This window comes from Methylobacterium sp. Leaf100, assembly GCF_001422845.1.
Classification (GTDB): domain Bacteria; phylum Pseudomonadota; class Alphaproteobacteria; order Rhizobiales; family Beijerinckiaceae; genus Methylobacterium.
In genome coordinates this window covers 50,479-64,623 of sequence record NZ_LMMW01000023.1, presented here as the reverse complement: position 1 = coordinate 64,623, position 14,145 = coordinate 50,479, and the positions used below count along the sequence as shown (strand labels likewise).

The following is a 14,145-nucleotide window of genomic DNA, read 5'->3' as shown; positions in this document are numbered from 1 at the left end:
TTTCATCGCCACGGCTGCCCCGCCCCGAGGGGCGCGAGACCGAGGTGGCGCGCCACCGTGGCGCCGATATCGGCGAAGGTCGCGCGTTCCCCGAGGGGGCCGGGCGCGATCCCGGGGCCGAAAGCCAGGATCGGCACCTGCTCGCGGGTGTGCTCGGTGCCCGCCCAGGTCGGGTCGTTGCCGTGGTCGGCGGTGACGATGCAGAGATCCCCGGCGCCCAGGACCGCGTGGATCTCCGGCACCCGCGCGTCGAAGGCCTCAAGCTCGGCGGCGTAGCCCGGCACGTCGCGGCGGTGGCCGTGCTCCGTATCGAAATCCACGAGGTTGAGGAACACGAGGCCGCCGTCCGGCAGATCGCGAAAAGTCCGGAGGGCGGCATCCAGGCAGGCGGCGTTGCCGGCGGGCTTGATCTCGCGGCCCGTCGCGCGGTGGGCGAAGATATCGCCGATCTTGCCGACGCTGACGACGCTGCGACCCGCCGCGGACAGACGGTCGAGGAGGGTCTCGCCCGGTGGCTCGACGGCGTAATCCTTGCGGTTGGCCGTCCGGCGGAACCCTGCCTCCGGCGACCCCACGAAGGGCCGGGCGATGACGCGCGCGACCCGGTACGTGTCGCACAGGTCGCGGGCGATGCCGCAGGTGGCGTCGAGGCGCTCCAGGCCGAAATGGGTCTCGTGGGCGGCGATCTGGAACACGCTGTCGGCCGAGGTGTAGCAGATCGGCTTGCCGGTCCGGATGTGCTCGGCGCCGTAGCGCTCGAGGATCGCCGTGCCGGCGGCGTGGCAATCGCCGAGGATGCCGGGCAGATTCGCCTGCGCGACGAGGGCCTCTACGAGGGCCCGGGGGAAGGCCGGAATCGTGTCGGGGAAGTGGCCCCACGGATCGAGGACGGGCACGCCCGCGATCTCCCAATGGCCCGAGGGCGTGTCCTTGCCGGCGGCCGTCTCGGCGGCGTGGCCGTAGGCGCCCGTGACCGGGTCGGTGGGGGCGAGGTTCGGTGGGATGCGCCCTGTGGCGCCTTCCGCCGCGAGGCCGAGGCCCAGCGCCGTGAGGTTCGGCAGGCGCAAGGGGCCGGCGCGCAGGCCGGTCCGGTCGCCGTGCCCGGCGGCGCAGGCCTCCGCGATGTGGCCGAGGGTGTCCGAGCCGGCATCCCCATAGGAGGCCGCGTCGGGCGCGCTGCCGATGCCGACGGAATCGAGGACGACGAGGAGGGCGCGCGGCATGGGGCGTCTCAGGCCGGGACCGGATCGGCGACCGTTTCGCTGCGCAGATCGAAGGCGGCGGCGAACAGGGCCTGGGTGTAGGGGTGGCGCGGATGGGAGAAGATCGCCTCGGCGGCCCCCTCTTCGACCACGCGGCCGTTCTGCATGACGAGAACGTGGTTCGCCAAGGCGCGGACCACCTTGAGATCGTGGCTGATGAACAGGTAGGCGAGGCCGCGCTCGCGCTGGAGGTCGCGCAGAAGGGTGACGATCTGCGCCTGGACCGAACGGTCGAGGGCCGAGGTCGGCTCGTCGAGGACGACGAATTTCGGCTTGAGCACGATGGCGCGCGCGATGGCGATGCGCTGGCGCTGGCCGCCGGAGAATTCATGCGGGTAGCGGTCCATGGTCGCCGGATCGAGGCCCACATCGGTGAGGGCGCCGGCCACCACCGCCTGGCGTTCGGCCCGGCTCTTCACGGCACCCTGCACCACCAGCCCCTCGGCGATGATGTCGCCCACGGTCATGCGCGGGGAGAGGGAGCCGTAGGGGTCCTGGAACACCACCTGCATGTCGCGGCGGAACGGCCGCATGGCCGCCGGGGACAGGCCGGCGATGGACTGGCCGAGGAAGACGATGGGCCCCTCGCAGCCCGTCAGCCTGAGGAGCGCGAGGCCCAGGGTGGTCTTGCCGGAACCCGATTCGCCGACCACCCCCACGGTCTCGCCGGCCCGGACCCGGAGGGACACGCCATCCACGGCCTTCACGTGGCTCGTGGTGCGCCGGAGAAGCCCCTGGCGGATGGGGAACCACACCTTCAAGGGCCCGGCGGCGAGGAGCTCGGATGCGCCCTCCGCGACCGGGTTGGCGCGGCCCGTCGGCTCGGCGGCCAGCAGCCGCTGCGTGTAGGGGTGCTGCGGCCGGGCGAAAATCTCGGCCGTTTCCCCCGCCTCGACGATGCGCCCTTCCAGCATCACGCAGACGGAGGTGGCGATGCGCTGCACGATGCCGAGATCGTGGGTGATGAACAGCATCGCCATGCCGAGGCGCTTCTGCAGGTCGGCCAGCAGCGTGAGGATCTGTGCCTGCACGGTGACGTCGAGGGCCGTCGTCGGCTCGTCGGCCACCAGCAGGTCGGGCTCGCAGGCGAGCGCCATGGCGATCATCACCCGCTGGCGCTGGCCGCCGGAGAGCTCGTGCGGATAGGCGGCGAGGCGCCTTTCGGCGTCACGTAGGCCGACCAGGTCGAGGAGTTCGAGGATTCGCGCCCGCGCTTTCCGGCCCGAGAGCCCGCGATGCACCTCCAGCACCTCGCCGATCTGCCGCTCGATGCTGTGGAGCGGGTTGAGGGAAGTCATCGGCTCTTGGAACACCATGGTGATGTCCGCGCCGCGCACCTTGCGCAACTCACGCTCGGGCAACGTCAGGAGGTCCCGCCCCCGGAACAGGATGCGTCCGCCCGGGTGGTGGGCGCTGCCGTCGAGGAGGCGCAGGATCGACAGGGCGGTGACCGACTTGCCGGAGCCGGATTCGCCCACCAGCGCCAGGGTCTCGCCGGGCGCGATGGCGAAGCTCACGCCGTCCACCGCCCGGGTCTCGCGCTCGCGGGAGCGGAAGGCCACGGACAGGTCCTGAACCTCGAGCAGCGTGTCGGTCATCGGGCGCAGGTGATCCGGGGGGAGGTGATCCGGGGGGAGGTGATCCGGGGGGAGGTGATCCGGCGGGAGGTGATCCGGGGAAAGGTCATGGGAGCGAGCCGGGCTGGGGAGGTCTCGAAGCGGTTATAGCGCGCACGATGGCGATGGGCGAACGCCGATGCGTGATTGATCGGACCGCCGCGCACGCTACAACACCACCGGTGATCTCCCTGCGCTCCGCCCTCCCCGCCCTCGTGCTCCTCCTCGCCGGCGCGGCCTCCGCCTCGGCGGCCCCATCGGAGGGAGGCGAGACCGTGGAGCAGGCCTTGTGCCGCCTCATCGAATCCTCCGCGAAGACGCGCGCCCTCCCCGTCCCGTTCCTGACCCGCCTGATCTGGCGCGAGAGCGCTTTTCGCGTGGGCGCCGTCAGCCCCGTCGGCGCGCAGGGCATCGCGCAGTTCATGCCCGGCACGGCGCGCGAGCGCGGCCTCGCCGATCCGTTCGATCCCGAGCAGGCGATCCCGCACGCGGCCCATCTGCTGGCCGACCTCAACCGGCAGTTCGGCAATCTCGGCCTCGCGGCAGCGGCCTATAACGGCGGCCCGGGCCGGGTCTCGGCGTGGCTCGCCGGCACCGGTGGCCTGCCTGCGGAGACGCGCAACTACGTTCTGGCGATCACCGGGGCGCCGGCGGAGGATTGGCGCGCGGGCGCCGGCATCGAGATGCCGCCGAGCGAGAACAAGGATGAGAAGGCCGACGCGGCCAAGAAACCCGAGGCCGAGAAGAGCTGCCTCCAGGTGACGGCGGCCCTGCGCGTCCCGTCGCGCGGCGATCGCTTCGCGTTGGGCGGCAACGAGGGGCCGGCGGCGCCCTGGGGCATCCAGCTCGCGGGCAACTTCTCGAAGGCCTTGGCTCTCCAGAGTTTCGCCCGGACACGCCAGCTCTACACAAGTGTGATCGGCGAGGTTCGGCCGATGATCATCGGCACACGCCTGCGCAATCGCGGCACCCGGGCCTTCTACCGCATCCGAATTCCCGCCCAGAGCCGCGAGGCCGCAGACAAATTATGCGGACGGATTCGTGGGGTCGGTGGCGCCTGCCTCGTCCTGCGCACGTAACTCCGGCGATCACGATGCCGATTGTCAGCATGGGTGCCATGAAACCGCCGTGTGCGCCCTGTCACAGGAAGGCAACGCCGCCTTCAGAGAGATGCATGACCCGGGTATTCACCGTCCTTGCCGGCTTCATCGGTCTCGCTCTGCTCTCCCTCGGGATGACGGCCTGTTCGCCCCTCGCGCTGTTCGACGCCATCGGCCCGCGTGACGACGGCGGGCGCCTCACCGTCCGCAACGCGTCCTTCGGCCCCAACCCGCGCCAGCGCCTCGATGTGTTCACTCCCGTGGCCGGCACCGGCGGCGCTCCCGTGCTGGTGTTCTTCTATGGCGGCTCCTGGAAGAACGGCACGAAGGAGGATTACGCCTTCGTCGGTCAGGCGCTCGCGGCTCAGGGCTTCGTGACGGTGCTGCCCGACTATCGGCTCTACCCAGAGGTGCGCTTCCCCGACTTCCTCGACGACGGGGCCGCCGCCATCGCTTGGGTGCGCGACAACATCGCCCAGTATGGCGGCGATCCGCGCCGGATCGTGCTGGCCGGCCATTCGGCGGGCGCGTACAACGCGGTGATGCTGGGGCTCGATCCGCGCTACCTGCGTCGGGCCGGCGTCGATCCGAAGATCGTGCGGGCGGTGGCCGGCCTGTCCGGCCCCTACGATTTCCTTCCCCTCGATGCCGGCACCGCCACCGAGGTCTTCGGCGAGGCCCGCGACAAGGCGGCGACCCAGCCGGTGACCTTCGCCGGGCCGCACTCGCCCCCGGCCTACCTCGCCACCGGTGACGGCGACACCACCGTGCGCCCGAGCAACACCCGCAACCTAGCTGCCCGTCTGCGCGAGGCCCGGGTGCCCGTGCAGGAGCGAGTCTATGCCGGCCTCGATCACTCCGACACCCTGCTGGCGCTCTCGGTGACGTTCCGCTCCAAGGCCCCGGCGCTCGCCGAGATGGCCGCTTTCCTCCGCCAGCATGCCGGCGGCGAGCGCGTCCCGTCGCGGACGGTGAACCGCTGACGGCACGGCCGGAGGATCACCCCCGCCGCAGTTTGTCCCGCGCCGCCTTGTGGTCCGGCGCGTCGGAGAAGGCCCGATGCATCGCCCACCACAGGGGCGTACGGGCGAACGCCTCGTCGAGGGGCAGGGCCCGCTGCGTCAATCTGTCGGCCCGGCGGCGCTGCGGGTTGGTGTTGAGCCAAGTGTTGGCGTTGGTGATGTCCCAGGTCAGTACGTTGAGGGTCGCGGGCTCGTCCAGCACAACGTCGAGGAAGCGCCGGGCGAGGTCCGAGACGGCCCGGTCCCGGGCCGGCAGATCGGCGGGGAAATCCCGGTCGTTGACGTCGAACTCCGTCACCTCGATGGCGAGGCCGAGCCCGGCCACGTCGCGCAGGAAACGGCGGAGTTTGTCCTGGTCGAGGGGATGCCTGGCGTAGAGGTGGCCCTGCAGGCCGAGGCGCCGGATCGGCACGCCGCGCCGAACCATTACTTCCAAGGTCCTCAGCACCATGGCGCGGCGCGGCGCGATCCAATCGGCGTCGAGTTCGAGGTCGTTCTCGTTCCAGACCCCGGCCGCACCGGGGTCGGCCTCGTGCAGGATCGTGAAGGCGCGGTCGACATAGCCCGAGCCGAGGGCTGCGAGCCAGGGGCTCGCCCGCAGCCCGTCGGCGCGGCCGGAATCGGGCCCGCAGATCTCGTTGACCACGTCCCAGGCCTCGATCCGGCCGCGATAGCGCCCCGCCATGGCGCCGATCCATTCGCGCAGGAAGCCTTCCGCGTCCCGGGCGATGCGCTCCTGCGCCCAGGCGGGGATGCCTTCGTGCCAGACGAGGGTATGGCCGCGCAGGCACTGACCGTTGCCCTGTGCGAACGCGACGGTCTCGTCGGCGAACGAGAAGTCGATGGGGCCGGGCGCCCGCCACGCATAGGCGAGCTTCATGGCGTTCTCCGGCACCAGGACCCCGCATTCCCGGGCAAGCGCCCGTCCGTAGGCGGGATTCTGGCGCAGGGGTGTGATGTTCACGGCGGAACCGTAGGCGATGCCCTTGCGTGCCGCCGCCGCGTTGAGGCCATCGGCCGCCCACGCCCCCCGGGCCGCCGCCGAGACCGGCCCGGCCGCCAAAGCGAGGGCGCCGACCCTCAGCAGATCGCGACGGCTCGGCATCAGTTCTCTTCCGGTGGAATCGGGCGCGGGCGCCGGTCTGGTCCGATGGCCACGAAGGTGAACAGCCCCTCGGTGACCTTCATGGTCACCTCGCCCTCGCGCTCGCGGCGCCAGACCTCGGCCTGGATGCGCATGGAGGTGCGCCCGACCTTCACAATCCAGGCGTAGATGCTGACTTCGTCGCCGACGAAGACCGGGCTGTGGAAGGTCATCGCCTCGGCCGAGATGGTGGCGCAACGGCCCCGCGAGCGCCGGGCCGCGACGTTGCCGGCGGCGAGATCCATCTGGCCCATGAGCCAGCCGCCGAAGATGTCGCCGGCCGGATTGGTATCGGCCGGCATGGCGATGGTTCGGATCACCGGTGGCCCCCGATCCGTCGGCTGATGGGTCGGATGGGGGGCGGGGTCGCGGCGGGACATGGTGTCGATCCGGTGGCGAAGGAGGCAGCCCGTCGCAAGCCGCGCGCCGCGGACCGTACGATCACTCCGGCAGGGTGAACACCACCAGGGCGTCGCCGGTGCCGAAACCCGACCCCTTGGTGAACGACGCGCCCCCCGCCGCCACGGCGACGTATTGCCGGCCGTCCAACGCGTAGGTAATCGGCGGGCCGCCGATGCCGGCGCCGCACTGGAAGCGCCACAGGATCGCCCCCGTCTTCGCATCGTGAGCGTCGAGGTGGCCGTCTTCCTCGCCCGAGAAGACCAAGCCGCCGGCGGTTGCCAGGGTCCCCCCGGAGAGGCGGCTCCCCGCTTTCACCGACCATTTGATCGCACCTTCGCGGGCCAGATCCACGGCCGTGAGGGTGCTGAACGAGGGCTCGCCCTTGGCCTCCGTGGTCTCGGTGTAGCGGATGGCCGGGCGGTTCCCCGAGGCCGGCACCGTCCGGACCACGTAGGTCGTCGCCCCGTGCCGGACCTGGGCGTAGGCGGTGGCGGCCAAGGGGTCGTAGGCGACGGGGTGCCAGGAGATGGCGCCCAGCGGCCCCGGGCTCACCACCGTACCGGCGGGCGTCGGTGGGGCGTAGAGGTTCTTCTGGGTGACGAGGGGCGCTGAGCGGGTCAGCAGCTTTCCGTCCGCGCGGTCGTGGACGTAGAGCCAGCCGGTCTTGCTCGCCTGCGCCACGGCCTTCACCGGGCCCGTCGGGGTGGTGTGGTCGAGGAGGAAGGGCGGGCTCGCCACATCGTAGCCCCACTCGTCGTGGGGCACCTGCTGGTAGTACCAGCGCAGCTGGCCGGTGGCCGCGTCGAGGGCGACGAGGCTCATGGTGTAGAGGTTGTCGCCCGGTCGCGAGAGGCCGAAATTCTGCGGCGCCGGGTTGCCGGTGCCGACGTAGATCAGGCCGAGGTCGGCATCGTAGGCCGGGGTCATCCACAGCGATCCGCCGCCGACCTTCCAGGCATCCCGGTGGGCCGGGGCGGCGGCCTTCTCGGCAGCGATGTCGCGGTGAAGCGGCACCCCGTCGGGGGTCCTGTCGACGAACCCGCCCTCCCAGCCGTCGGCCTTGGTGACGTACCAGCGCCAGCGCTCCGCCCCGGTCTTCGCGTCGTAGGCGGCGAGCCATCCGCGCCGGCCGTAGCCGCCCTCGATGCCCACGACGGCGCCGCCGTCGAGGCCGCCCTTCTCGTCCTCGACATGGAGGCCGTAGCCGGCCCCGGCCACGCCGACGATGACGAGGCCGTTCGCCACCAGGGGCGGCATCTTGAAGCCGAGCCGGCTCGATCCCTGGACGGTGCCGGCCCCCAGGGTGCCCGCCAGGGCCGATGCGGTCTCGGACTCGCCCTCCTCCGGGCGCACGGCCTCGTGGTCCCACACCACTTTGCCGGTCTTGGCATCCAGCGCGATCACGCGCCCGTCCATGGTGGCCTCGAACACGAGGCCGTCCGCGACCGCGACCCCACGGTTCGAGGGCGGCCCGAAAATTTTCTCCGTGCGGGCCTTGTGGACGTAGGTCCAGCGCACGGCGCCGGTCTTCGCGTCCAGGGCCGCGACGTGGTTCTGCGTCGTCGAGACATAGAGGGTGCCGTCCACCATCACGGGCTCGGCCTGGAAATAACCGGTGATGCCGGTCTGGAAGATCCAGGCCGGGCGCAGGCGCCCGACGTTGCCGGTGTCGATGGCGGTGAGGCCCGAGAAGTGGCGGTTGGTGTGGTCGCCGCCGAACATCGGCCAATCCTCGGCCACACACGGGGCGAGGCCCGCGACGATCAGGGGGCTCGCGAGGACGAACGGGACGGCGAGCAGCCGGCGGGTGGTGCGGCGGACCATGGCGTTCTCCTCGTCCCATATTCCTGAGGGCGACTGCGTCACCCGCGTGCCCCGTCACGGATGCAACGGTCCGATCCCTATCGCAATGTACGGCGGCGCGCCCTCGCGTCGAGGGCAAGGCCGAGGCCGAGCATCAGCGCGAGACCGCCGAGGTTGACTGCGATCTGAAGGGGCCAGACCGGTTCGAAGGTCCGGTACAGGATCCGGCCGATGAGGGCCGCCATGCAGCCGGCCGCGAAGATTTCCAGGGAGTTCCGGCCGCAGGCATCGAACGGTCGAAGCCAGCGTAGCCCGGAGAGCCGCATGACGGCCGGCGAGGCGAAGACAAGGCTCGTCAGGACCAGGATGTGGAGGAGGCGCAGGGGCGCGACGCGGCTCTTGTCCGGCGGGCTCATGGCGAGGGGCCGCAGGTCGGGCAGGCCCCAATCCCCCCAGGGAAACGCCTGCAGCAGGGCGCACAGCAGGTAGATCCAAGCCGCGGCGGTGAGAAGCGAATGCCGAGGCAGGAGTCCGTCGCGCGCCTGGACCGCGACGCTGAGGGCGGCGCCGATCACGAACAGGAACTGCCACGCGAACGGGTTGAAGTACCATCCGTCGTCCACGGCAGCCGCGTTGGGGAGGTTGAGCGTGTGGTCGACGTTCGCGGCGAGCCAGATCAGGCCCGAGAGGCCGAGGGTGCCCCACAGAGTGCGTCGCAGGCCCGCATAGATCAGCGGAAACAACCCCAGCAGCAGGATGTAGAGCGGCAGGATGTCGAGGTAGTTCGGCAGAGCGTTGAGCATCAGCCCGCGCACGGCCCCCGGCAGCAGGCCCATGTCGAGGAGCGCCCGCACCCCGAAGCGCGGGACGAGGCCGGTGAGGTCCATCCAGACCCGCACGATGAGCAGCGTCGCCAGGAGCAGCCCCGCCTGGAACAGGTAGATCTTCAGGCAGCGCCACCCGATGCGCGTGAGCGTGGCTCTGGTGCCCGCGCGCCGGAACAGGCCGCCATAGGCCACCATCGCGGAGTAGCCAGCCAGCAGAACGAAGATCTCGGCCGCATCGGAGAATCCGAAATTGTGGAGGGTGAGCAGGGCCGGCGCGTTGCGCGGAATGTGATCGATGAAGATCGTCAGCAGGGCGAGGCCGCGGATCACGTCGATGCGTGCGTCGCGGCTTCGCGGCGGTGAGGGCGAGAGGACGACGTTCGGGGCCCGGCGCGGTGGAGCGTCCACCGTAGCGGGACCGAGACCGGTCAGCGCATCACCGACAGGCTCGTGAGCCAGAGCCGGTAGAGCCGGGGCCAGAGGGCGACGGACGCCTCGGCGCTGCCGATGCCGAAGCCGTGCCCGCCGACGGCGAACCGATGATATTCCACCATGACCTTGGCCCCCCGGCACGCCTCGTCGAGGATACGGCTTTGCTGGGGATTGACCACCCGATCGTCGTCCGCCTGCACGAGAAAGATCGATGGGCAATCGGGGCCGACATGGGTGTGAAGCGACCAGGCCGCGCGCGCCTCGGGCGGCGGCGTCTCTCCGACGAGGGACCGGCGAGTGTTCGTGGTGTCGAAGGGGGGCTGCAGGCTCACGACGGGATAGATCAGCGCCGCGAAATCAGGCCGCGCCGAGAGTTCGTCGACGGCGTCGACGGGTGCGTAGGCGCGGAAGGTGGAGCGGGCCGCGACCATGCCGCAGAGGTGGCCACCGGCCGAGAAGCCCATCACGCCGATGCGGCCGGGATCGAGGCCGAACCGCTCGGCATTGGCGCGAATCACCCGCAGGGCGCGCTGTCCGTCCTGCATCGCGACGACGGGACCGTCGGCCCAGTTCTCGCTCGGGAGCCGGTACGTCAGCACGAAGGCCGTGATGCCCTGCGACGCCAAAAGGTAGGCCGCTGGATAGGCCTCCTTCACGAGGCCGATGCGGCGGTACCCGCCGCCGCCCGCGACGAGCACCGCCGCGCCGCTGGGCTTCTGCGGAAGGAAGACTTCGAGGACCGGGGTGGAAACGTTCGATACCGCGCCGCTGCCATCCTCGACCTGGGGCCCCGACGGTCCGCCGCCGCCCGGCGGTAGATCCGGCCAGAGGGTGAGGCGGGCAAGGCCTCCGGCCGCGTGAGCCTGCGGAATCAGCGCCGCCGCCGCGCCAAGACCCATCATCACCGCACGGCGGCCGGGCCGGGACAGTTCGTTCGCCACGCAGCCCCTCCGGACACCCTTGCGCACAAGCAAAGGGGTGGCGCCCGGATTCCGTTCCATCGGCCCGGCGAACCGGGCCGACACGTCAGCGGAAGGCCATCACCAGTGCGCCGACGGCGATGCCCCATAGGGCCAGTGTCGACCAGATGGCGCGCCGTCTTGTGGCACGCGCGAAGGCGTCGAGGCGGTCGGCATTCCCGGTTCCCGATTCGTCGAGGCGTACGAGGATGCGGCGCAGGCGCTGGGCCAGATCGGGCAGGTCCGAGATGACGTCGGTCAGCGTCAGGGCTGCGCGCCCCACACCCTCGATGCGGCCCAGTGGGCCGAGATTGCGGGCGATCCAGCTGCGTACCACGGGCTCGGCCCCGGTCCACATGTCGAGCTGAGGATCCAGCGAGCGGGCGACGCCCTCCACCACCACCATGGTTTTCTGGAGCATCACCAGCTCCGTGCGGGTCCGCATGTCGAACAGGGCGGTGATGTCGAACAGCAGGGTCAGCACCTTGGCCATGGAGATCTCGTCGGCCCGGCGCTGATGGATCGGCTCACCGATGGCGCGGATGGCTTGGGCGAAATCGTCCACGGAATGGTGCGCGGGCACGTAGCCGGCCTCGAAATGCACCTGCGCCACGCGCTTGTAGTCGCGCAGGATGAAGCCGAGCAGGATCTCGGCGAGGAAGCGCCGCTCAGGATGCCCGAGGCGGCCCATGATGCCGAAATCCACCGCCACCAGGGTGCCGGTCGGATCGACGAACAGGTTCCCGGGATGCATGTCGGCGTGGAAGAAGCCGTCCCGGATGGCGTGGCGCAGGAACGACTGGATCACCGCGCGTCCGAGCGCCCGCGGGTCGTGTCCGGCGGCCACGATGGCGGCCCGGTCGTTGAGGCGGATGCCCTCGATCCACTCGCTCGACAGGACGTCGCGGGCGGTGAGTTCCCAATCGGGCCGAGGCACCCGGAAATCGGCATCGTCCTTCGTATTATGGGCGAGCTCCGACATGGCCGCCGCCTCGAGGCGGAAATCCATCTCCATGGTGACGGAGCGGGCCAGGATCTCCACCACCTCGCGCGGGCGCAGGCGCTCGGCTTCCGGCGACAGGGCGTGGACGATGCGGGCGAGGAACCGCATGACTTCCAGATCGCGCTGGAAGCGCTCGCGCACCCCCGGCCGCATGATCTTGACGGCGAGCACCCGCTCGGCGCCGTCCGGGTCGATGACGTGCGCTTTGTGGACCTGGGCGATGGAGGCCGCCGCGATGGGCGGGCTGAACGAGACGAACAGGGAGGAAACCGGCTTGCCGAACGCCGCCTCGACGACCTGGAGAGCCACTTCCTGCGGGAAGGGCGGCACCCGGTCCTGCAGGGTCTCGAGATCGCGCGCGGCATGCATGCCGACGATGTCGGGCCGGGTGGCGAGGAACTGCCCGAACTTGACGTAGGACGGCCCGAGCCGGGTCAGCGCCCGCTGCAGAGGGGCGGCCCCGGTTCCGAGGCCGCGGCGCTCCAGCATCCGTCCGACCCGGAGGGCGAAGCGCAGGTGAGGCGGCAGGTCGCGGGAATCGACGAGGGACAGGCCGCCCTCGCGGGCGAGGACGAAACCCACATGGGCGCCGCGGACGAGGGAGCGGAGCATCAGGCCATCCGCCGATCTCTGTCTCGCATCGTCGTTTCCTGGGGGCCGAACGCCGCCCGGCCCGCTGCGCTCACGAGACCTTCCAGCCCGAATGGATCGCCACGATGCCGCCCGACAGGGGCCGGTGGCTCACATGGCGGAAACCGGCGGCCTCGATCATGCCGGAAAAGCGTCCCGGGCTCGGGAACTTGCGGATGGATTCCACGAGGTAGCGGTAGGATTCGGCATCGCCCGCCACCTTCGAGCCGAGGCGTGGGATGACGTGGAACGAATAAGCGTCGTAGATCCGGTCGAGGACAGGCAGGTCCACCTTCGAGAATTCGAGGCACAGGAAGCGCCCGCCGGGCTTGAGGACCCGGTGGGCTTCCGCCAGGGCGACATCGATACGCGGCACGTTCCGGATGCCGAACGCGATGGTGTAGGCATCGAACTGCTCCGACGGCAGCGGCAAGGCTTCCGCATTGGCGGTGACGAAGTCGATGCGCCCGGTGAAGCGGTTTCCCGCCCTCTCTGCCCCGACGCGCAGCATGGCCTCGTTGATGTCGAGCACGGTGACGTGCGTCGCAGGGCCGCCGGCCTCCAGCGCCCGGAAGGCGATGTCGGCGGTGCCGCCGGCCACGTCGAGGTGATGGAACGGGCGGTTGCGCGGCGGGCGCAGCATCGAGATGAGCTGCGACTTCCAGGCCCGGTGCAGGCCGCCCGACATGAGGTCGTTCATGAGGTCGTAGCGCTTCGCGACGGACCGGAACACATCGTCGACGCGCGCCTGCTTCTCGCCGAGCGCCACCTGCTCGAAACCGAAATGCGTGCTCTCGTCGGGGGGGGAACGCTCGGCGTGACTCATGAACCTCACCTCTCGGGTTGAGCGTCATAGCGAAAGGCGGGGCGGATCGCCATGTTCGCCAGCACCGCATCCCGCCCAAGTCTTGGACGCCACGCGCCGGAGAGCCATGCCCGAACTGCCCGAAGTCGAGACCGTGCGCCGCGGTCTCGCCCCAGCCATGGTGGGTGCCCGGTTCGCCCGCGTCACCCTGCGCCGGCCGAACCTGCGCTTTCCCTTCCCCGAAAGCTTCGTCGAGCGTTTGGAGGGACGGACGGTCCTGGCCCTCGACCGGCGGGCCAAATACCTCGTGGCCGGCCTCGATTCCGGCGAGTCGCTGATTCTTCACCTCGGCATGAGCGGGCGCTTCGACGTGGCGATGCCGGACGGCCGCAATCTCTCGCCGGGCGATTTCTACCTCGACGGGGCGCAGGGCGCCCCAAAGCACGACCATGTGGTCATGGCCCTGTCGAACGGTGCCACCGTGACCTACAACGACGCCCGCCGCTTCGGCTTCATGGACCTCGTGCCCAGCGCCGACCTGGCGACATGCCGGCACTTCGCCGCCATGGGTCTCGAACCCTTGAGCGACGCCCTGACGCCGGAGGCCGTGGCACGGCTGTTCCGCCACAAGATCACGCCCCTGAAGGCCGCCCTCCTCGATCAGCGCCTCATCGCGGGTCTCGGGAACATCTACGTCTGCGAAGCCTTGCACCGGGCGGGACTGCACCCGGAAATGCCTGCCGGACGGCTGGCCGGGCCCGATGGACGCCCGTCCTCGAAGGCGCGTCTCCTGGCAAAGGTCATCCCTCAGGTTCTCACGGAGGCGGTGGCCGCCGGGGGATCCACCTTGCGAGACTATGCACAGACGGACGGAAGTTCCGGCGCGTTCCAGCATGCGTTTCGCGTGTATGATCGCGCTGGAGAAGCGTGCCGCACGATAGGATGTGGTGGATGCATCGAACGGATCACCCAGTCGGGCCGGTCGACATTCTACTGCGCGACTTGTCAGCGTCACCCGGAGGGGTTGTCCGGTTCATCGAAAATACCCGTGAAATCCAAGGTCGAGCTTTGAGAACTTGGCTTTTAGCCGCCCCCGTTCGTCAAGTCTGCGGACGGCGAGGGTTCTGTTAAGGCCCGGTG

Annotated in this window: 12 protein-coding genes; 3 read left to right on the top strand and 9 right to left on the bottom strand. The window is 70.4% G+C overall.

All coding sequences use genetic code 11. From position 1 onward, the window contains the following. Window positions 1-2: 2 nt before the first annotated feature. Both ASF25_RS12945 and ASF25_RS12940 read right to left on the bottom strand, forming a co-directional pair. Window positions 3-1,223: a phosphopentomutase gene (locus ASF25_RS12945; RefSeq protein ID WP_056305065.1), complete on the bottom strand. Its 1,221-nt coding sequence runs from the start codon at window positions 1,221-1,223 to the stop codon at window positions 3-5. Window positions 1,224-1,231: 8 nt separating this feature from the next. Further along, window positions 1,232-2,860 carry an ABC transporter ATP-binding protein gene (locus ASF25_RS12940; RefSeq protein WP_056305063.1) on the bottom strand — a complete coding sequence of 543 codons (1,629 nt, stop codon included), beginning with the start codon at window positions 2,858-2,860 and terminating at the stop codon, window positions 1,232-1,234. 200 nt (window positions 2,861-3,060) lie between these two features. On the opposite strand from ASF25_RS12940, the gene ASF25_RS12935 reads away from it, so the two are divergent. Together ASF25_RS12935 and ASF25_RS12930 are read left to right on the top strand one after the other, a co-directional pair. After that, on the top strand, window positions 3,061-3,957 hold the full coding sequence (locus tag ASF25_RS12935) for a lytic transglycosylase domain-containing protein (RefSeq protein WP_056305061.1): 897 nt from the start codon (window positions 3,061-3,063) through the stop codon (window positions 3,955-3,957). A 95-nt stretch (window positions 3,958-4,052) separates the two neighbouring features. Beyond that, a complete protein-coding gene (locus ASF25_RS12930; protein WP_056305059.1) occupies window positions 4,053-4,961 on the top strand; it encodes an alpha/beta hydrolase in 909 nt (302 codons plus the stop codon). Window positions 4,962-4,977: 16 nt separating this feature from the next. Here ASF25_RS12930 and ASF25_RS12925 read toward each other — a convergent pair whose 3' ends face one another. The 7 genes from ASF25_RS12925 to ubiE all read right to left on the bottom strand — a co-directional run bounded on the left by ASF25_RS12925 (window position 4,978) and on the right by ubiE (window position 13,026). Then, window positions 4,978-6,105, bottom strand: a complete 1,128-nt coding sequence (locus tag ASF25_RS12925) for an endo-1,4-beta-xylanase (protein ID WP_056305056.1) — start codon at window positions 6,103-6,105, stop codon at window positions 4,978-4,980. Further along, window positions 6,105-6,524: an acyl-CoA thioesterase gene (locus ASF25_RS12920; protein WP_056175509.1), complete on the bottom strand. Its 420-nt coding sequence runs from the start codon at window positions 6,522-6,524 to the stop codon at window positions 6,105-6,107. The genes ASF25_RS12925 and ASF25_RS12920 overlap by 1 nt, the downstream gene beginning before the upstream one ends. A 61-nt stretch (window positions 6,525-6,585) precedes the next feature. Beyond that, the gene (locus ASF25_RS12915; protein WP_056305054.1) at window positions 6,586-8,370 is read right to left on the bottom strand and encodes a PQQ-binding-like beta-propeller repeat protein; all 1,785 of its coding nucleotides are present in this window, start codon (window positions 8,368-8,370) and stop codon (window positions 6,586-6,588) included. A 77-nt stretch (window positions 8,371-8,447) separates the two neighbouring features. Then, window positions 8,448-9,584: an OpgC domain-containing protein gene (gene opgC / locus ASF25_RS12910; protein WP_056175515.1), complete on the bottom strand. Its 1,137-nt coding sequence runs from the start codon at window positions 9,582-9,584 to the stop codon at window positions 8,448-8,450. Between the two features lie 20 nt (window positions 9,585-9,604). Continuing rightward, on the bottom strand, window positions 9,605-10,549 hold the full coding sequence (locus ASF25_RS12905) for an alpha/beta hydrolase (RefSeq protein WP_244473008.1): 945 nt from the start codon (window positions 10,547-10,549) through the stop codon (window positions 9,605-9,607). A gap of 85 nt (window positions 10,550-10,634) precedes the next feature. Continuing rightward, window positions 10,635-12,182, bottom strand: coding sequence for a 2-polyprenylphenol 6-hydroxylase (ubiB, locus tag ASF25_RS12900; RefSeq protein ID WP_056175518.1), 1,548 nt, complete (start codon window positions 12,180-12,182; stop codon window positions 10,635-10,637). 70 nt (window positions 12,183-12,252) lie between these two features. Continuing rightward, window positions 12,253-13,026 carry a bifunctional demethylmenaquinone methyltransferase/2-methoxy-6-polyprenyl-1,4-benzoquinol methylase UbiE gene (gene ubiE / locus ASF25_RS12895; RefSeq protein ID WP_056305051.1) on the bottom strand — a complete coding sequence of 258 codons (774 nt, stop codon included), beginning with the start codon at window positions 13,024-13,026 and terminating at the stop codon, window positions 12,253-12,255. Window positions 13,027-13,132: 106 nt separating this feature from the next. Between ubiE and mutM the strand changes: the two genes are divergently transcribed. Then, window positions 13,133-14,077 (top strand): bifunctional DNA-formamidopyrimidine glycosylase/DNA-(apurinic or apyrimidinic site) lyase, encoded by a 945-nt coding sequence (mutM, locus tag ASF25_RS12890; protein ID WP_056175524.1) that lies wholly within the window; start codon window positions 13,133-13,135, stop codon window positions 14,075-14,077. The last annotated feature ends 68 nt before the right edge of the window (window positions 14,078-14,145 follow it).